15 protein-coding genes are annotated in these 17,455 nt (G+C 72.0%); 9 read left to right on the top strand and 6 right to left on the bottom strand.

Annotation, left to right across the window (positions count from 1 at the left end):
- Window positions 1-183 precede the first annotated feature (183 nt).
- On the top strand, window positions 184-1,227 hold the full coding sequence (gene ligD / locus ABG085_RS04600; protein ID WP_347978250.1) for a non-homologous end-joining DNA ligase: 1,044 nt from the start codon (window positions 184-186) through the stop codon (window positions 1,225-1,227).
- An 11-nt stretch (window positions 1,228-1,238) separates the two neighbouring features.
- Here the strand turns inward: ligD and ABG085_RS04605 are convergent, their stop codons facing one another.
- The 6 genes from ABG085_RS04605 to ABG085_RS04630 form a co-directional block, all read right to left on the bottom strand.
- Complete coding sequence (locus tag ABG085_RS04605) at window positions 1,239-2,378, bottom strand: serine hydrolase (RefSeq protein WP_347978251.1); 1,140 nt, start codon at window positions 2,376-2,378, stop codon at window positions 1,239-1,241.
- Between the two features lie 129 nt (window positions 2,379-2,507).
- On the bottom strand, window positions 2,508-3,554 hold the full coding sequence (locus tag ABG085_RS04610; protein ID WP_347978252.1) for an ATP-dependent DNA ligase: 1,047 nt from the start codon (window positions 3,552-3,554) through the stop codon (window positions 2,508-2,510).
- Between the two features lie 136 nt (window positions 3,555-3,690).
- Complete coding sequence (locus tag ABG085_RS04615) at window positions 3,691-6,642, bottom strand: AAA family ATPase (RefSeq protein ID WP_347978253.1); 2,952 nt, start codon at window positions 6,640-6,642, stop codon at window positions 3,691-3,693.
- Between the two features lie 37 nt (window positions 6,643-6,679).
- The gene (locus ABG085_RS04620) at window positions 6,680-6,901 is read right to left on the bottom strand and encodes a hypothetical protein (RefSeq protein ID WP_347978254.1); all 222 of its coding nucleotides are present in this window, start codon (window positions 6,899-6,901) and stop codon (window positions 6,680-6,682) included.
- A gap of 192 nt (window positions 6,902-7,093) precedes the next feature.
- Window positions 7,094-8,248, bottom strand: coding sequence for an AI-2E family transporter (locus ABG085_RS04625; protein WP_347978255.1), 1,155 nt, complete (start codon window positions 8,246-8,248; stop codon window positions 7,094-7,096).
- 63 nt (window positions 8,249-8,311) lie between these two features.
- A complete protein-coding gene (locus tag ABG085_RS04630; protein ID WP_347978256.1) occupies window positions 8,312-9,541 on the bottom strand; it encodes an acyl-CoA dehydrogenase family protein in 1,230 nt (409 codons plus the stop codon).
- 291 nt (window positions 9,542-9,832) lie between these two features.
- Between ABG085_RS04630 and ABG085_RS04635 the strand changes: the two genes are divergently transcribed.
- The 8 genes from ABG085_RS04635 (at window position 9,833) to ABG085_RS04670 (ending at window position 17,453) form a co-directional block, all read left to right on the top strand.
- The gene (locus tag ABG085_RS04635) at window positions 9,833-10,585 is read left to right on the top strand and encodes an SDR family oxidoreductase (RefSeq protein WP_347978257.1); all 753 of its coding nucleotides are present in this window, start codon (window positions 9,833-9,835) and stop codon (window positions 10,583-10,585) included.
- A 36-nt stretch (window positions 10,586-10,621) separates the two neighbouring features.
- The gene (locus tag ABG085_RS04640; protein ID WP_347978258.1) at window positions 10,622-11,212 is read left to right on the top strand and encodes a TetR/AcrR family transcriptional regulator; all 591 of its coding nucleotides are present in this window, start codon (window positions 10,622-10,624) and stop codon (window positions 11,210-11,212) included.
- Window positions 11,199-12,236, top strand: coding sequence for an NADPH:quinone oxidoreductase family protein (locus ABG085_RS04645; RefSeq protein WP_347978259.1), 1,038 nt, complete (start codon window positions 11,199-11,201; stop codon window positions 12,234-12,236). The genes ABG085_RS04640 and ABG085_RS04645 overlap by 14 nt, the downstream gene beginning before the upstream one ends.
- A 142-nt stretch (window positions 12,237-12,378) precedes the next feature.
- Window positions 12,379-13,119, top strand: coding sequence for a glucose 1-dehydrogenase (locus ABG085_RS04650; RefSeq protein ID WP_347978260.1), 741 nt, complete (start codon window positions 12,379-12,381; stop codon window positions 13,117-13,119).
- A gap of 590 nt (window positions 13,120-13,709) precedes the next feature.
- Window positions 13,710-14,447 (top strand): ABC transporter ATP-binding protein, encoded by a 738-nt coding sequence (locus ABG085_RS04655; RefSeq protein ID WP_347978261.1) that lies wholly within the window; start codon window positions 13,710-13,712, stop codon window positions 14,445-14,447.
- On the top strand, window positions 14,444-15,310 hold the full coding sequence (locus ABG085_RS04660; RefSeq protein WP_347978262.1) for an ABC transporter ATP-binding protein: 867 nt from the start codon (window positions 14,444-14,446) through the stop codon (window positions 15,308-15,310). The genes ABG085_RS04655 and ABG085_RS04660 overlap by 4 nt, the downstream gene beginning before the upstream one ends.
- Window positions 15,310-16,188 carry a branched-chain amino acid ABC transporter permease gene (locus ABG085_RS04665; RefSeq protein WP_347978263.1) on the top strand — a complete coding sequence of 293 codons (879 nt, stop codon included), beginning with the start codon at window positions 15,310-15,312 and terminating at the stop codon, window positions 16,186-16,188. The genes ABG085_RS04660 and ABG085_RS04665 overlap by 1 nt, the downstream gene beginning before the upstream one ends.
- Complete coding sequence (locus tag ABG085_RS04670; protein WP_347978264.1) at window positions 16,185-17,453, top strand: branched-chain amino acid ABC transporter permease; 1,269 nt, start codon at window positions 16,185-16,187, stop codon at window positions 17,451-17,453. The genes ABG085_RS04665 and ABG085_RS04670 overlap by 4 nt, the downstream gene beginning before the upstream one ends.
- Window positions 17,454-17,455 lie beyond the last annotated feature (2 nt).

Genomic DNA, 17,455 nt, shown 5'->3' on the forward strand with positions numbered 1-17,455 from the left:
GAGACACGCCGGCGTCACCGGCGAGCACGGATGCCCCGGCTGCGTGTCTCCTGAATCTCGCACACCTCGTGCCGTGTGAACGACCGGCACCGGCGTGGCCGACCGGCTCGACAGCCCTCGACTCGCCGGGGCGGAGCCCGCGGGCGGGTGGCCTCTGTCGCGGGTGCCCGCTAGCGTCGGACCATGGCGTCGGAGCGCATCACCCTCACCGTTCCCGGTCCGGACGGAGACCGCGAAGTCGGAATCTCGAATCCTCGCCGCGAGATCTGGCCCGAACTGGGGATCACCAAACAAGAACTCGCCGAGTACCTCATCGCCGTGCAGGGGCCGTTCCTCGCCGCCAACGGCGACCGGCCGGTGTCTCTCGAACGCTTCCCGGAGGGCGTGGGGGGCGAGCGATTCTACTCCAAGAACCCGCCGAAGGGCGCTCCGGCGTTCGTCGAAGCGCAGACCGTCACGTACAACAGCGGGCGGCGGCATCCGCAGATCATCCTCACCGAGATCGCCGCGGCGGTGTGGGCCGTGCAGATGAACACCATCGTCTTCCACCCCTGGGCGTCGCTGACCGCGAACACCGACAACCCGGTCGAGCTGCGCATCGACCTGGATCCGCAGCCGGGAACCGATTTCGCGGATGCCGCAGCCGTCGCCCCCGCGCTGCGCGACGTGCTCGCCGAGGCGGGTCTGACGGCGTTCCTCAAGACGAGCGGCAACCGCGGCATCCACGTGTTCTGCCCCATCGAGCCGGAGTGGGAGTTCCTCGAGGTGCGCCACGCGGTCATCGCCGCTGGACGCGAGCTCGAGCGGCGGATGCCCGACAAGGTCACCATGAACTGGTGGAAGGAGGAGCGCGGCGAGCGCATCTTCATCGACTTCAACCAAGCCAATCGCGACCGCACGATGGCGGGCGCCTACAGTCCGCGGGCTCTGCCGACCGCGACCGTCTCCACCCCGCTCACCTGGGACGAGCTCGAGGCGGGCGTCGATCCCGCCGCGTTCACGGTGCGGACCGTGCCGAAGCGCCTCGCCGAGATCGGCGACCCGTGGGCCGACCTGCTGGCGAAGCCCGGGCGCATCGACACGCTGCTCGAGTGGTGGCAGCGCGACCTCGACGACGGCCTCGGTGAGCTGCCGTTCCCGCCGGACTTCCCGAAGATGCCGGGTGAGCCGCCCCGCGTGCAGCCGAGCCGCATCAACCCCGAGAACTGGCCGAAGGACGAGGGCTGACCCGGGTTCGGTCACCCCGAGGGGTCGGGCAGGTTCCGGATCAGCGCGATCGCGAGACCCGCCGCCGTCGCCGGTGTGAGCCCCATCGTGCCGCGCGGGTCGTCGGCGGTGACCTCCGACACGACGACGGCCACGGCATCCCGCGACCGGTCGACGACCAGTGCTGTGCCGCCGTCGCCCTGCGCGTAGTAGACCTCGCGGGGCCGGTCGACCCACCACTGGTAGCCGTAGCTCGTCGTGCCGATGTCTCTTGTGGCGACCAGGGCGGAGGTCGCCTCCACGGCCCAGGTCGGAGACACCACCTGCGTGTCGCCCCAGGCGCCTTCGTCGAGGTACAGCTCACCGATCCGGAGGAGATCCGAGGGGCGCAGCCGCAGATACGACCAGCCCAGGTTGATGCCCTGGGGGTCGGCCGGCCACGCGATCTCGGCGTCGTCGTACGAGGGAACGAGCGCCGGGAGATCGGCCACGGACGCCAGGCGCTGCTCCCACAGCGGATCGGTGTCGATGCCCAGCGGATCGAAGAGCGCCTGCTGCGCGAACTGCAGCAGCGACATCCCGGTCGCCTGGGTGATCACGGCGGCGAGGATGTGGGCGCCGGCGTCCGACGGGAGCACCCGGCCGCCCACGGGATCGCGGATCGTCCGCTCGGCGAGGATCGCGGCGATCCAGTCCGGGGCGGCCCCGGCGGCCGCGCCGACTCTGAGGGGAAGGCCCGCGGTGTGCGTGAGCACCGACTTCAGCGGGATGGCGGCGGTCTCGGGGGTGAGGCTCCCGGCATACGCAGGGAGCAGCTCGCCGAGCGTCGCGTCGACCCCGCGGATGAGGCCGCGATCGATCGCGATGCCGACCAGGGTCGACGTCACGATCCTGGTGACGCCGCGCACGTCCCACGTGTCGCCGGCAGTGGAGTCGACGTACCGCTCGTACACGAGCTCGCCGTGCTGCTGGATGATGACCGCGCGGACCGTCTCCTCGCCGTAGACGACGTCGAACACCGAAGCCAGCTCCTCGTCCATGACCTCGGAGGGCGACGCCGAGGGAGCCACCGCGCAGCCCGTCGCGATCAGCAGCGCGCCGAGCGCCGCGCCGGCGAGAGCGCGCCGCACTCCGGCCCGGCGTCGCGGTGCGCGGGGGTGGGACTCGGCCATGGAAGCCTCCGTCAGCGGTGACTCTGGCCGCACGGTACACCCGCGCCGATCGCCCGGACAGGGGGTTCCGCCGTGGGCCGGAGTCCGCTGGCGAGGCGCGGATCAGCGCGGGAGGACGCTGGGCTGACTTCAGACCAGGACGTCGGCGAGGTCGTAGGCCGCGACGACCTCGAGCTGCTCGTACGTGCACGACGTCGGATCGCGGTCGGGGCGCCACCGTTCGAACTGCACGGTGTGGCGGAACCGCCAGCCTTCCAGCTGGTCGTAGCGCACCTCGAGCACGCGCTCGGGGCGCAGCTTCACGAACGACGAGTCGGCGCGGCCGGCCTGGAAGCGCGACTTCTCGCCCTCGCCCTTCAGCGCCTCGCCGTCGGCGTCGCGCTGCACGAGCGGGGCGAGCTCGTCGATGAGCTCGAGACGGCGCGCGTTGCTCCAGGCGGCCACGCCGCCGACGGGGTAGAGCGTGCCGTCTTCGCCGTACAGCCCCACCAGCAGGGAGCCGACACCCTCGCCGGACTTGTGGATGCGGTAGCCGAGGGCCACGACGTCGGCCGTACGCGCGTGCTTGATCTTGAACATCGTGCGCTTGCCGGGCGCATACGGCTGGTCGAGCGGTTTCGCGACGACGCCGTCGAGCCCGGCGCCCTCGAACTCGGCGAGCCAGCGGCGCGCGAGGTCGGGATCGTCGGTCGTGCGGGTGACGTGCACGGGGTCGGGCACGTCGCGCAGCAGCTCGACGAGCGTCTCGCGCCGCGTGGCGAACGGCTCGCTCTGCAGATCGCGGTCGCCGACGGCGAGCAGGTCGAAGGCGATGAACATCGCCGGCGTCTGCTCGGCGAGCATGTTCACGCGGGATGCCGCGGGGTGGATGCGCTGCGACAGCGACTCCCAGTCGAGCCGGCGTCGGCCGTCACGATCGACCGGCACGACGATCTCGCCGTCGAGCAGACAGGGTTCGGGAAGCACCCGCGCGAACGCCTCGACCAGCTCGGGGAAGTAGCGCGTGAGGGGCTTCGCGCCCCGCGAGCCGATCTCGACGCTCTCGCCGTCCCACGAGATCAGGGCGCGGAAGCCGTCCCACTTGGGCTCGTAGCTCAGGCCGCCGGGCACTTTCGCCGCGTCGGGCACATCGGGCACGGACTTCGCGAGCATCGGCGCAGGGATCTCGTACGGCATGGATCTCATCCTGCCGTGGTCCGCCGACACCCGACACCCTGTGCCGGCTGCGGTGCGGTCGGGACCTCGCGGGGCTGCGGCATCCGGAACGCTGCAGGAGTTGGGCCGACGGATGCCGGGGTTCGTGCGAGCGCGGTCAGACCGAGGAGGCGGCCGACGCCGTCGCGACGTACAGCGCGGCGGCCTCGGCGCGGTTGGCGGCGCCGATCTTCGCCAGGATCGCCGACACGTGCACCGACGCGGTCTTCGGGCTGATGAACAGCCGCTGCCCGATCTGCGGGTTGGTGAGCCCCTCGGCGATCAGCTCGAGCACCTGAAGCTCCCGTGGGGTCAGCGACGCCACGATCCCGGCCTTCGTCTCGGAGGCGGAGGCGGAGGCGGAGGCGGTGCCTGTCGGAACGAGGCGGGCCTGCGCCGCGAGCTCCGCGGCCCAGCGCGCGGCGCGCGCGACACCCAGCGCCGGCGCCTCGGCGATGATCGCGCCGAGCAGGTCTGCGGCTTCGTCGCGCTCGCCCGCGTCGATGAGCGCCCAGGCCAGGCGGCAGCGCGCCGTCTGCAGGTGCCACGTCGGCATGCCGCCGGGAGTCAGCTCGTCCACGAGCGAGCGCCAGGCCGTCACGCGGTCGTCGGCCGGGGCGCCGTCGCCGTCCGCGAGCACGGCACGGATGAATCTCGACACGCGCCCCGCGAGCTCGTTGTCGGGCCAGCCGGCGAGGGCTCGCTCGATGCGCGCCCGCACCTCGGGGTCGCCAGGGTGGCCGGGGGAGTGCGTCAGCAGCGCCGCCGTCAGCACGGCATAGCGAGCCACCGTGCGGCTGCCCTTCGGATGTTCGGCGGCAGCCAGCGCGGCGGTGGCGGCATCCGTACCCTCGCGCGCGTGAAGGTTCAGGGCGGCGTCTGCCCGCTCGACCACCCACCAGGCGGCCTTGTCGGGAAACAGGCGCTGCGACTCCTCGATGCGGCCGCGCTCGGTCGCGAGCAGGTCATCGCGTTCGCTCAGGCGGTCGTCCCACGCCAAGTGCGACGAGAGCAGGCGCAGCGTCGAGGCGGCATCGGCGCGGCTCATCAGCCGTCGCGCGCGTCGCGCGTAATGGAGCGCGTTCTCGGGATGCCCGGTGGCGAACAGGGCGAACGCGACCGATTGGGCGATCGCCGCTCCCGAGCCCCGCTCGATGCCGGCGCGGACGACGTCCTCGTAGTGCTGGGTGCCGACCACCACGGCCTCGTCGAGGCGCCCGGCCGACACCAGCATGTGGGTGAGCGCATTGCCCACGTACGCGCGCATCGACGGGTCCAGTCGCAGAGCGACGGCGCGCTGCAGGGGCGCCAGCGCCGCCGCATCCTGATCCTCGTCGCCGGCGAGCCGCCACGCTTCCACGGTCAGCGCGACGGCCAGGGCGGCGTCGTCGCCCACCTCTTCGGCGAGGGCGATGGCGCGGGCGGCGTGCTCGGCGGCATCTTTCCCGTGCTCGTCGATCGCCATGTTCGTGAGCACGCGGGATAGCAGCACCCGGGCGCGGCGGTCGTCGAAGCCCTCCAGCAGCGCGACGGCCTCCTCGAGGTCGGCGGGGTGGCCGGTGTGATCGAGGTTGAAGGTCTGGACGTACCGCTGCCGCATCAGCGCCGCGCGCATGAGCGGATCGTCCGGGCAGACGGCGAGACCCTCGTTGGCCGACCGCAGGGAGCGCTCGGGGTCGCCGAGGTCGTGCCATGCCTGCGCCGCATCGAGGTGCAGCGCCGGCAGGGTCGTGCCCGCGCGGGCCTCGGCGTCGGGAACCTGTCCCCAGAGCTCGGCGAGACGCTCCGCCAGCTTCGCTGAGGTGGCGGGTGAGAACCGCGTGCGGGACTGATGGAGTGCGGTGACCGTCGCATCGAAGGCCGCCGGCAGGTCTCGGGCGGCGAGCCAGTGCTCGGCGACGGCGGAGGCGTCGTCGAGAGAGTCGCCGCGGTGCTCGCCCAGGTGCTCGGCATAGCGGCGATGCACTCGGACCCGCTCGCTCGGCAGCATCTCGGCCTCGACGGCCTCGCGCGTGAGCGCGTGGCGGAACGCGTAGCCGGCGCCGTCGGCGGTGATGACGCGCGTGTCGATCGCCTCCCGCACCGCGGCGTCGAGCGCCGGTTCGTCGAGCGTCGCCACGGCCGCGAGCACGTCGTGGTCGACGTGCACTCCGCCCGCGGCCATCGTGCGCACGACCTGCTGGGCCTCTGCGCCGAGCCGCATGTAGCGGGCGAGCACGAGCTCCCGCAGCGTGTCGGGCAGGGCGTGGTCGCCGAGATCGACCAGCTCTTCCACCAGGAAGGGGATGCCGCCGCTGCGCTGCGCGAGCGCTTCGACCACGCGCGGGTCCAGGCCGCTCGCCAGCTGGTCGACCTGCTCGGCGACCTCGTCGGGCGTGAGCGGCATGACCTCCACGCGCACGACGGACCGCGTGCGGTCGAGTTCGGCGAGCACGGGCCGCAGCGGATGGAAGCGGTCGATGTCGTCGGAGCGATAGGTGGCGACGATCGTCAGCCGCCGGCCTCGAAGCGTGCTGGCCAGGGTCTTCAGCAGTGCCATGGTGGCGGCATCCGCCCACTGCAGGTCTTCGAGCACGACGACCACATGGCGGCGCCGAGACAGCTCCTCGAGCAGCACTTCGATCGCCTCGGCGAACTCGCCCGCCGGCTCGTCGTGCTCGGCGGCCGTGTCGGCGATGCCGGGCACGAGCGCCGCGAGGCTCGCGATCGCTGCGGCCGAGCCGGCGGCCTCGCGCAGCGCGTCGGTGCCGACGGCCTCGTGCAGGTCGCGCAGGACGCGTCGGATCGGCCCGAACGGTGCGCCGATCGGCCCCAGGTCGACGCACTGCCCGAAGGCCACGACGGGGCTCGCCGCATCCTCTGCGTCGACGGACGGCTTCCCCGACCCGAAGTGGTCGGTCGTGACGAGCGCGAGGAACTCCTGCACGAGCCGCGTCTTGCCGACACCCGCCTCTCCGCGCACCACGACGGTGCGGGGGCGACCCCCGGCAGCCTCGTCGAACGCCTCGAGCAGGGCGGCGAGCTCGTTGTGCCGGCCGACCATGCGCGGGCTCGAGGGGAGTGCGGGCATGCTCATATCGTGGCACTCCCCGCCGACACGCGGAGCGTCATCGCGTGGCGACGGACGTGGTGCTCCGGCCCGCGGCCACCGCACCCGCTCGGGGCGTCCGGTGCGTCGAGGTGCGCAGCCAGGCGCCGCGCGGACGACGCTGCCCGCCCACGAGGGCCGTGCTCCGCTCGCGCTGAGCCGCGATGAGCTCGTTCTCGCGGACGAGGTCGGCCGCGCGGTGCTGGTCGAGGAGGTAACCGGCGTAGGTGGTGTCGTTCATGAGTCTCTCCCGTCGCGGCGGAACCTCGATGCGGGTTCCGGCGGTGTGCTGACAGGAACGACTTTCCTCGCTAAGGTGGGTGCTCCCCATCGGGTGGATGCCCTGTGTTGGCGAGCGGGAGTGCCTTAGATGCGTCTCGCGGGGCCTAAGTCATGCGACCCCCCGGCCTTGGCCGGCGACCGGCGCCGGGCATCAGCCCGCGACGGGACGTTTCGGCCGCGCCCAGCGTGCGGGGAGGTCGGGGCCGTCCCAGACCTGGATGACGCCCCAGGCCGCGGCGGTGATGGGCACGGCGAGCACAGCGCCGACGATGCCGCCGAGGACCGTGCCTACGGTCAGGGCGACCAGGATGACGAACGCGTGCAGCTTCATCGACCGGCCCATGAGCACGGGCTGCAGGAAGTTGCCCTCGAGCTGGTTGACGAGCACGACCACCCCGACGACCAGGAGGGCGTTGAGGGGCCCGTTCGCAACGAGTGCGACGAGCGCCGCCACGATGCCGGCCACCGTCGCGCCCACGATCGGGATGAAGGCGAGCAGGAAGACGAGCACCGAGAGCGGGATCGCCAGCGGAACCTGAAGGATCAGCAGACCGATCAGGATGCCGATGGCATCGACGGCTGCGACGGTCGCCGTGCCGCGCACGTACGAGCCCAGCACCGTCGTGGTCTTGTCGCCGATGCGGCGCGCGCGCAGGTAGTTCGTCCCGCGGAACGGCCGCAGCAGGAACTCCCACATCTGGGGACCGTCCTTGAGGAAGAAGAACAGGATCGTCACCATGAGCACGAGCCCGGTCACGAAGTTCGCGACCGCGCCGACGCCGGCAAGCGCGCCGGAGCCGAACTGCGCGCTCGTGACGAAGTCGGTGAGCGTCTTCACCCACTCATCGAGCTGATCCGGCTGCACGAAGTCGAACGGCAGCGTCTGCATCCAGGCGAGCAGACGCTGGAAGCCGTCTTCGGCTTGCGCGTACAGGTCGTCCCACTGGTCGCGCACCGCCCACACGATGAGCCAGCTCAGGAGGCCCAGGATCACCACGATGGCGAGCAGCGTGATCAGCGTCGCGAGGATCGACGGGATGCCGCGCCGCCGCATCCAGCTCATCACCGGGTTGAACGCGCACGCCAGGATCAGCGCGATCACGAGCGGGATCGTGACGAGGGTGAGCGACTGGATCGCGAAGAAGATGGCCGCGGCCACCGTGACCACCACGATGATCTGGATCGCACGGATGCCGAGCTTGCCGAAGCCGTCGGCCCACAGGCTCCACGGCGCGCGGGTCGCCCGCGGCTCGACGTCGTGCGTGTCGACGACGACGCGCTGAGGGTCGTTTCGGAACAGTCCCATGTCGCGAGGGTATGCGTCCGGGGCCTTCCCGCTCTGCGGGTTGCGCGCGAGTCCCGATCCGGGCTAGGCGAACGCGCTCATGCCGGTGATGTCGCGGCCGATGAGCAGCGCCTGCACGCTCTCCGTGCCCTCGTAGGTGTGGATCGCCTCGATGTCGGCCAGGTGCTGCATGACGCCGTTCTCGAGCAGGATGCCGTTGCCGCCGAGCATGTCGCGCGCGGTCGAGGCGATCCGTCGGGCGGCGCGGGTGTTGTGGTACTTCGCCAGCGAGGCCTGCGTCGGACGCAGTTCGCCCCGCTCCTCGAGATCGGCCATCCAGCGGCAGTACAGCTGCATCGCGGTGAGCTCCTCGAGCATGTTCGCCAGGCGCTCCTGCACCATCTGGAACTTGGCGAGGGGCCGTCCGAACTGGATCCGCTGCTGCGAGTAGGCGAGTGCCGCCTCGTAGCAGGCGGTGGCGTGGCCGAGCGCCGACCACGCGACGCCTGAGCGGGTGGAGTAGAGCACGGTCGAGGCATCCTTGAAGCTCCTCGTGCCGGGGAGCACGGCGTCGAGGGGCACCCGCACGCCGTCGAGGGCGATGTGCGCCTGGTGGATGCCGCGCAGCGACGCCTTGCCCTGGATCACGGTGCCGGTGTACCCCGGCGTGTCCTGCTCGACGAGGAAGCAGCGGACGGCGCCGTGGAACTCGTCTTCGGCTTCGACGCGCGCCCACACGAACGTGATGCCGCCTGAGGCGCCGTTGCCGATCCACTTCTTGGCGCCGTCGATCACCCAGGAGTCGCCGTCCTTGCGGGCGACGGTCTCGAGGGACACCGAGTCGGATCCGTGGTCGGGCTCGGTGAGGGCGAAGGATGCCGGAACCTCGCCGCGCGCGACCGGCACGAGCCAGCGCGCCTGCTGCTCGTCGCTGCCGAAGAGGGCGAGCGTGCGCAGGGCGAGCCCGCCCTGGACCGCGAGGACGGTGCCGAGCGAGCCGTCGCCGCGCGAGATCTCCATGTTCACCAGACCCGCCGCGAGAGGGGAGAGCCGGGTCAGAGCCGGGTGCGCGATGCCGTCGGTGAAGAGGTCGAGCTCGCCCATGCGCATGGCGAGATCGAGCGGGTATTCGGCGGTGTCCCAGGCGTCGAGCATGCGCGTGCCGACCTCGTCGATGTAGGACTCGGCGCGTTCCCACGCCTCGCGATCGGCGGCCGGGATGTCGGCGAACACGGCGTAGTAGTCGGTGCCGCGGCGGGCGGTGACGTCGTAGCCTTCGACGCTCTGACCGGGGCGGGGCTGGAAGTCGGCCATGATCGGGCTCCTGACGCGGTGTGACGGGTGCTGCGGCATCCGGTTCAGTGGAACTGAATCCCACGAACCATAGTACTCAGTGTCACCCGATTCCTGCTGGCCGCGTTTCGTCTCGCTCGTACGTCGCTCGGTCAACGACCGGGTCGAGGGAGACGACGAGGTCAGCCTGCCGACGCGCCGGTCGGTGAGCGAGCGAATCGAGACGAAACGCAGCCTCAGCGTCTGCTAACGTGGGAAACCGACCAGCCGGTATGTTTGCCCGTCGCAGTCGTTCTGTCGCAAGGAGGCGCCATGACCCACGACCACGCCCGCCGTTTCGAGGGCACGGTGTCGCTCGTCACCGGTTCGAGCCGCGGCATCGGCTTCGCGATCGCACGACGCCTGGTCGACGAGGGCGGATCGGTCGTCCTCACCGGCCGCAAGCAGGACTCCCTCGATTCCGCCGTCGCCGAACTCGGCGACGCTGCGACCGCCGTCGCGGGCCGCGCCGACGATGCCGACCACCGTGCCGCCGTCTTCGCGCACATCGGCGAGCGCCACGGCCGGCTCGACCACCTGGTCAACAACACCGGCATCAACCCGGTCTACGGCCCGATCGTCGACGTCGACGCCGCGGCGGCGCGCAAGATCCTCGAGGTCAACGTGGTCTCGGCGCTGGACTGGACGCGTGCCGCGCTCGCCGCCGGCCTCTCCCGCTCGGTCGTCAACATCGCCTCGGTCGCCGGCCTCGGCGCGAGTCCCGGTATCGCGTTCTACGGCATCTCGAAGGCCGCCCTCATCAACCTCACGGCGCAGCTCGCGTACGAGTTGGCGCCCGGCATCCGCGTGAACGCGGTCGCGCCGGCCGTCATCAAGACGGCGTTCGCCCGGGCGCTCTACGAGGGGCACGAGGCCCAGGCGTCCGCCGCGTATCCGCTCGCGCGTCTGGGCGAGCCGGCAGACGTGGCCGGTCCGGTCGCGTTCCTGCTGTCGGACGACGCCGCGTGGATCACCGGCCAGACGCTGCCGATCGACGGCGGCGCCGGCATCCGTCCCCTCACGTGACGGGATGCGCGACCGGTTCGGGTGAAGGATGAAGGCATGAAGGATTCCCACGTCGCCGACGACGTCACCCGCGCCGCCGTCGAGCTGTTCGCCCGCCAGGGCTACGCCAACACGAGCGTGCAGCAGATCGTCGAGGCCGCCGGCGTCACCAAGGGCGCGATGTACCACTACTTCGAGTCGAAGGACGACCTGCTCTTCGGCATCTACGAGCGGCTGCTGACGCTGCAGAAGGCGCATCTCGACGACATCATCGGCCGGGGCGGCACCGTCGACGAGGTGCTGCGCGCCGTCTGCGTGGACGTGCTCGAGACCTCGATCGACTCGATGGAGGAGGGGGCGGTGTTCTTCCGCAGCCTCAACATGCTGTCGGCACCCCGCCGGCAGGAGGTCACGCGCCGCCGCCGCGCCTACCACGACGAGTTCGCCGAGCTCATCTCGCGTGGGCAGGCCGAGGGCCTGTACCGCACCGACATCCCGCTCGCGATGCTGGTCGCCCACTTCTTCAGCGACGTGCACTACCTGTCGCACTGGTACTCGCCCGAAGGGCCCGAAGACAAGACGCTCGTCGCCGAGCAGCTGACCGACCTGTTCCTGACCAGTCTGAGGAGAACGGATGCCGCACCCTGAGGTGACCCCGAGGTCCGACGCTGCGGGCGCCCTGCCCGACGCGATGCGCGCGTGGCGCGTGACGCGGCTGGGCGAGCCCGCGGAGGCCCTGTCACTCGACACCGTCGCCGTGCCCGCACCCGCCGCGGGGGAGGTGCTCGTGAAGGTCGCCGCCGTCGCGGCCAACTTCCCCGACGTGCTGCTGTGCCGGGGCGAGTACCAGGTGAAGCCCGAGCTGCCGTTCAGCCCCGGGATCGAGCTGGCCGGAGTCGTCGCCGCAGTGGGCGACGGGGTCGCGGGACTCGCAGTGGGGGAGCGCGTCGTCGGATCGAAGATCGGTGTGCTCTCGGAGTACGCGGTGCTGCCGGCATCCGATGTCTGGCGGGCCCCTTCCGCGTTGTCGGACGCCGAGGCCGCCGGTCTGACGGTCGCGTACCAGACGGCGTGGTTCGGACTCCACCGCCGCGCGGCGCTGCAGCCGGGTGAGTGGCTGCTGGTGCATGCCGCCGCGGGCGGCGTGGGGCTGGCGGCCGTGCAGCTCGGCGTCGCCGCCGGTGCGCGCGTCATCGGTGTCGTGGGGTCGGACGCCAAGGCCGCGGTCGCTCGCGAGGCGGGGGCCGAGGTCGTGCTGGTGCGCGGTTCCGACGATCTCGCCGCCGGAGTCAAGGCCGCGACCGGCGGCCACGGCGCCGACGTCGTCTTCGATCCGGTGGGCGGGGCGGCCTTCGACGCCTCGACCAAGTGCATCGCCTTCGAGGGGCGCATCGTGGTCGTCGGCTTCGCCGGCGGCACGATCCAGACGCTGCCCGCGGGTCACGTGCTCGTCAAGAACTACTCCGTGCTGGGCCTGCACTGGGGCATGTACCCCCGCGTGCGTCCTGATCTCATCGACGTGGCGCGGACGGAGCTGACGCGCCTGGCCGATGCAGGGACGATCCGCCCGGTCGTCGACCACGCCGTGCCGTTCGAGCAGGCGCCCGAGGCGCTCACGGCACTCGCGTCGGGATCGACCGTCGGCCGCGTCGTGATCGAGCTGACGTCGTGAGCGGGCGTCGTCTCGATGTCAGGTGGCGGTGTTCGCTTCATGCGCTCTCGCCGAACGCACACGATGCGTGCGTGACGGACGTGTGTTGTCGGCGTGAGCACATGATGCGCACGGATGCCGCGACCCAGGCGGGGAGCGCGCGGTGAATCGGTTCGGACTGGATGGCCGCGTCGCGCTCGTCACCGGCGGGGCGCGCGGCATCGGGGAGGCGTACGTCCGAGCACTGCACGCGGCCGGCGCCCGGGTCGTGATCGCTGACATCCTCGACGACGACGGCGTCGCGCTCGCTGCGGGCCTCGGCGATGGCGCACTGTTCGTCCACCTCGATGTGACGGACGAGAAGGCATGGGATGCCGCGGTGGCGGCATCCGTCGACGCCTTCGACTCGCTCGACGTGCTCGTCAACAATGCCGGCATCGCGAACGCCGCGCCGATCGAGCACCTCACCACTGAGAAGTGGAACGCCGTCATCGCCGTGAACCTCACCGGCGTCTTCTTCGGCTGCCGGGCGGCCGTGCCGATCATGAAGGCGCAGGGCCGGGGCTCCATCATCAACATCTCGTCCGTCGAGGGCATGCGCGGCAGCCCCGGACTGCACGGCTACACCGCGGCGAAGTTCGGCGTGCGCGGGCTCTCGCAGTCGCTCGCCGTCGAGCTCGGCGCGTTCGGCATCCGCGTCAACTCGGTGCACCCGGGTTTCATCAACACGCAGATGACGACGCGCATCGACCCGGCGCACCTCGACATCCCGCTCGGACGACCGGGTGAGCCGTCGGACCTCGCCGGCACCATCGTGTTCCTCGCCTCCGACGCCTCGTCGTTCACGAGCGGCGCCGAGTTCGTCGTCGACGGCGGCATGATCGCCGGGATCCCGCACAAGTAGCCGTTCCGAGAGTGCCGGACCGGCTGGGGCCTCCGCACGGGCCTTTCCGAGCGGGCGGCCTCGCCCCGCGCCGCCGTCTGCCGGGGTGGACGTCGTCGAGGATTCAGGAAATCTGGCGTCGCAGCTGGCCGGTCGGGCAGCCTCCGCGGCGTGTCTCCTGAATCCTTGACGAGCGACGAGGGACGGGCGACGTGCGACGAGCGACGTGCGACGTGCGACGAGCGACGAGCGACGAGCGACGAGCGGCGAGCGACCGCGACCGGTGGTCGGGCGGTCTGCCGGTGGACCTCGTCGAGGATTCAGGAATCCTGCCGTCGCAGCTGGCCGCTCGGGCACCCTCCGCGGCGTGTCTCCTGAATCCTTGACGGCCGCTGCCCGCTGAGCCTTGCCCGCGCCTCCGGCCGCGCGCGCCAAGACCCGGCGGCGAGCTCGCGCGGCGGGTCACGGATGCCGCCGCCGGGGGCGGCACCACGGCTCACTGCGCACGCCGCGGAACGGGCGCGGGTCGCTGGTCACGATCGTGCAACAACAACATACCGCCCGGTCGGTTTCTGCGATACAGTGGGCGCACCCGACACGAAGAGGTGCCGATGAACGCAAGATCCGAGGCCGAAGACCGCGCCCCCGCGCGGCTCGAAGTGAACGCGCTGAGCGTCGCGTTCGGCGGCCTGACCGCGCTGGACGAGGTGTCGTTCGACGTGCGCCCCGGCGAGGTGGTCGCCCTGATCGGGCCCAACGGCGCCGGGAAGACGACGGTGTTCAATGCCGTCTGCGGACTGGTCCGGCGCAGGGGCGACGTGCACATCGACGGGCTGCCGGCACCGCGGCGCACCGCAGGGCTGACGGCGCGCGGCGTCTCGCGCACCCTGCAAGGACTGGGGCTGTTCGCAGGGCTCACGGCGCGCGAGAACGTGCTCCTTCCGGTCGCGGGCCGCCGCGACGCCGATGCCCGGGTCGCTGCGCAGCTCGACGCGCTCGACCTCGAAGCACTGGCGGACCGCCCGGTGACGGCCTTGTCGTACCCCGACCGCAAGCGGGTCGCGCTCGCCCGTGCGCTGGTGACCGACCCGCGCCTGCTGCTGCTCGACGAGCCTGCCGGCGGACTCGGCGCCGACGACATCGCCGCGCTCGGCGGGGTGATCGCACGGGTCGCCGCGTCCGGCTGCGCGGTGCTGCTCGTCGAGCATCACGTCGACTTCGTCATGGGCGTCGCCGACCGCATCGTGGTGCTCGACTTCGGCCGCGTCATCGCCCGCGGCACGCCCGACCAGGTGCGCACCGATCCCCGTGTCGAAGAGGCCTACCTCGGCGTGAAGGCCAGCGCATGAGCGCCGCCGCACAGCCGCACGCCGAGCCGTCGGCACAGGCCCCTTCCCCCGACCCGGCGCAGGCTCCCGCCCCCGACCCGGCGCAGGACCACACCCCGGAGCAGGACCACGCCTCGGCCCCGTCGCCGCGCACCGAATCCTCCGCGCACCGCGGCGCGCTCGAGATCCGCGACCTCACCGTCGGCTACGGCGGCGCCCCCGTGCTCCACGGCGTCGGGTTCGCGCTCGCCCCGGGCGAGGTCGTCGCGCTCCTCGGTGCGAACGGCGCCGGCAAGACGACGCTCCTGCGCACCCTCGCAGGACTCGTGGGCGCGGCATCCGGAACCCTCCTGCTCGACGGCGATGACCTCGGAGCCCTCCGCACCGAGCAGCGGGCACGGCGCGGCCTCGCGCTCGTGCCCGACGGGCAGAGCGTGGTCGCCGAGCTCACGGTCGATGAGAACCTCCGTCTCGGCGCCCTCTGGCGCCACCGCGGTGCGGCCCGCGACCGCGCGGTCGCCGGCGTCTACGAGCTCTTCGAGCCGCTCGCCCGTCGCCGCACGAGCGCCGGGCACCAGCTCTCGGGAGGCGAGCGCCAGATGCTCGCCGTCGGCCGCGCACTCGTCGCCGACCCGATGCTGCTCGCCCTCGATGAGCCGTCCCTCGGGCTCGCGCCGCTCGTCGTCGCGCAGCTGATGGGGACGCTCCGGGACGCCGCCGCGAGCCGCGGGCTGACCGTGCTGCTGGCCGAGCAGAACGTCACCAGCGCCCTGTCGATCGCCGATCGCGGGGTCGTTCTCGACCTCGGCCGGGTCGTGGCGGATGCCCCGGCCTCGACCCTCGCCGCCGACGAGACCCTCCGACACGCCTACCTGGGATTCTGATGGACCGACTGCTCTTCCTCCTCGCGACCGGCTTCGCGCGCGGCGCGATCTTCGCGCTGTTCGCCCTGTCGCTGGTGCTCATCTGGCGCGCCGCCCGCATCGTGAACTTCGCGCAGGGCGCGTTGGCGCTCGTCGCGACCTATGCGGCGTTCGCGGTGACCGGCCTGACCGGCTCGTACTGGGCGGGACTCGCCGCCGGGCTGATCGCCGGAGCCGCGCTCGGCCTCGGTGTAGAGCGGGGACTCATGCGCTTCGCCCCGCACAGCAGTCCGCTCTCGGGCGTGATCGTGGCGATCGGCTTGGTGATGGTGCTCCAGTCGCTGCTCGGCATCCTCTTCGGCGCCCAGTACCGGCCAATGCGCGCCCCGTTCGACGACAGCCCGATCATGGTCGGCGGCGTGCCGCTGCTGTCGCCGTACGACCTGTTCGTGCTCGCGGTCGCGCTGGCGGTGATGACCCTGCTGGCGCTGCTGTTCACCCGCACGTCGCTCGGACTGCAGCTGCGCGCCTCGGCCTTCGCGCCCGAGGTGTCGCGGGTGCTCGGGGTGAGGGTGGGCCGCATGGTGACGATCGGATGGATGCTGTCCTCCGCGGTCGCCGCGCTCGCCGCCATGCTGCTCGTGCCCACGGAGCTGGGACTCAACCCCCACGCCACCGACATGCTGTTCGTCTACGCCTTCGCGGTGGCCGTCGTCGGCGGCCTGGACTCTCCCGTCGGGGCGCTCGTCGGCGGGCTCGTCGTGGGGGTCGCGATGACCCTCGTGACCGGCTACCTGGGTGCGACCGTCGCGCCCATCGGCGTGCTCGTGCTGCTCGTCGGGGTGCTGCTCGTGCGACCCGGGGGCATCTTCTCCCTGCGGGAGGCGAGGAGCGCATGACCCGCCTGCTTCCCTCGTTGCGCGGCATCCCGCGCGTCGTCGTCTTCGGAGCCGTCCTCACCGTGCTGGCGATCGGCGGCACCTTCCTGCTCGATCCCTACCGCAACTTCCAGCTCGCCACGGTGGCGGCCTACTTCTGCGCGACCGCGGGCCTCACCCTCCTCATCGGGCAGAGCGGGCAGCTCTCGCTCGGCCAGGCGGCCCTCATGGCAGCGGGCGGCTACGGCTACGCGCTCACGGCGAATGCGATGACGGATGCCGGGGTCACCGGCATCCCGCGATTCCTGGCCGGCATGCTCACCGCCGTGGTGGTCTCCGCCGCACTCGGGTGGCTGCTGGGGCTGGCCGCCGCGCGCCTGCGCGGACCGTATCTCGCGGGCGTGACGCTGACACTCGTCATCGCGGTGCCTGCCATCGCCGCCGTCTTCTCGGGTGTGCTCCGCGGTGATCAGGGCCTGCAGATCGCCTACGACGGCGTGCCGCGGATGCTCGAGCGGCTCATCGCCGTCGAGCAGTGGCAGGCGTGGGTGGCGATCCTCGTCGCGGGCGTCGTCGTCACCGGGCTCGCCGCACTGACCGGCGGACGCCTCGGCCTGCGCATGCGCGCCGTCCGCGACGACGAGACCGCCGCGCGGCTGAACGGCGTGCGGACGGGCCGGGTCAAGGTCACCGCGTTCACCCTGAGCTCGGTCGCCGCCGGTGCCGGCGGCGCCGTGCTCTGCTTCGCCACCCAGTCGGTGAGTCCCGGCGCGTACACGCTCGCGTTCTCGCTGCTGCTCGTCGTGGCCGTCGTGCTCGGCGGTCTGGGCAGCATCGGCGGCGCGGCGGTGGGCTCCGCCCTCATCGTGCTGCTCCCGTGGGCGCTGGGGGCGGCGACCGCCGCCCTCCCGCTCCCCGTCGAGGTCGCGCAGCGACTGTCGGGCAACCTCTCGATCCTCGTCTTCGGGTTGCTCCTCATCGTCGTGATGCTGGTGTGGCCGGGCGGGCTCGCGAGCCTTCGCCGGCGCCGCCGCGCGTCCGCTCCGACCTCGGGCTCCGCGACGCGCGACGGGGGAGATCCCCGCACGCACGGCGTCCCGGAAGCCACCCTGTCGCGGGACGTCGCAGCGGACGCCTCCGCGGCCCGAGCCGACGATGCCGCGGACCCGGCCGACGAGCACGCACCCCCGACCGACGATGCCGCGGACCCGGCCGACGGCGCCGCGCCAGGGCATCCGGAACCCGTTCTTTCCTCTGCACCACCCACACCACACAGAAAGAGGTGACC

The organism is Microbacterium sp. ProA8 (assembly GCF_039905635.1).
GTDB classification, from domain to species: Bacteria; Actinomycetota; Actinomycetes; order Actinomycetales; family Microbacteriaceae; genus Microbacterium; species Microbacterium chionoecetis.

Excerpts from the sequence above, each read along its gene's own strand:
- ABG085_RS04660 (WP_347978262.1), top strand. The coding sequence starts at position 14,444 with ATGAGCGCCGCCGCACAGCCGCACGCCGAGCCGTCGGCACAGGCCCCT.
- ABG085_RS04640 (WP_347978258.1), top strand. The coding sequence starts at position 10,622 with ATGAAGGATTCCCACGTCGCCGACGACGTCACCCGCGCCGCCGTCGAG.
- ABG085_RS04630 (WP_347978256.1), bottom strand. The coding sequence starts at position 9,541 with ATGGCCGACTTCCAGCCCCGCCCCGGTCAGAGCGTCGAAGGCTACGAC.
- ligD (WP_347978250.1), top strand. The coding sequence starts at position 184 with ATGGCGTCGGAGCGCATCACCCTCACCGTTCCCGGTCCGGACGGAGAC.
- ABG085_RS04610 (WP_347978252.1), bottom strand. The coding sequence starts at position 3,554 with ATGCCGTACGAGATCCCTGCGCCGATGCTCGCGAAGTCCGTGCCCGAT.
- ABG085_RS04670 (WP_347978264.1), top strand. The coding sequence starts at position 16,185 with ATGACCCGCCTGCTTCCCTCGTTGCGCGGCATCCCGCGCGTCGTCGTC.
- ABG085_RS04625 (WP_347978255.1), bottom strand. The coding sequence starts at position 8,248 with ATGGGACTGTTCCGAAACGACCCTCAGCGCGTCGTCGTCGACACGCAC.
- ABG085_RS04615 (WP_347978253.1), bottom strand. The coding sequence starts at position 6,642 with ATGCCCGCACTCCCCTCGAGCCCGCGCATGGTCGGCCGGCACAACGAG.
- ABG085_RS04620 (WP_347978254.1), bottom strand. The coding sequence starts at position 6,901 with ATGAACGACACCACCTACGCCGGTTACCTCCTCGACCAGCACCGCGCG.
- ABG085_RS04605 (WP_347978251.1), bottom strand. The coding sequence starts at position 2,378 with ATGGCCGAGTCCCACCCCCGCGCACCGCGACGCCGGGCCGGAGTGCGG.
- ABG085_RS04655 (WP_347978261.1), top strand. The coding sequence starts at position 13,710 with ATGAACGCAAGATCCGAGGCCGAAGACCGCGCCCCCGCGCGGCTCGAA.
- ABG085_RS04635 (WP_347978257.1), top strand. The coding sequence starts at position 9,833 with ATGACCCACGACCACGCCCGCCGTTTCGAGGGCACGGTGTCGCTCGTC.
- ABG085_RS04665 (WP_347978263.1), top strand. The coding sequence starts at position 15,310 with ATGGACCGACTGCTCTTCCTCCTCGCGACCGGCTTCGCGCGCGGCGCG.
- ABG085_RS04645 (WP_347978259.1), top strand. The coding sequence starts at position 11,199 with ATGCCGCACCCTGAGGTGACCCCGAGGTCCGACGCTGCGGGCGCCCTG.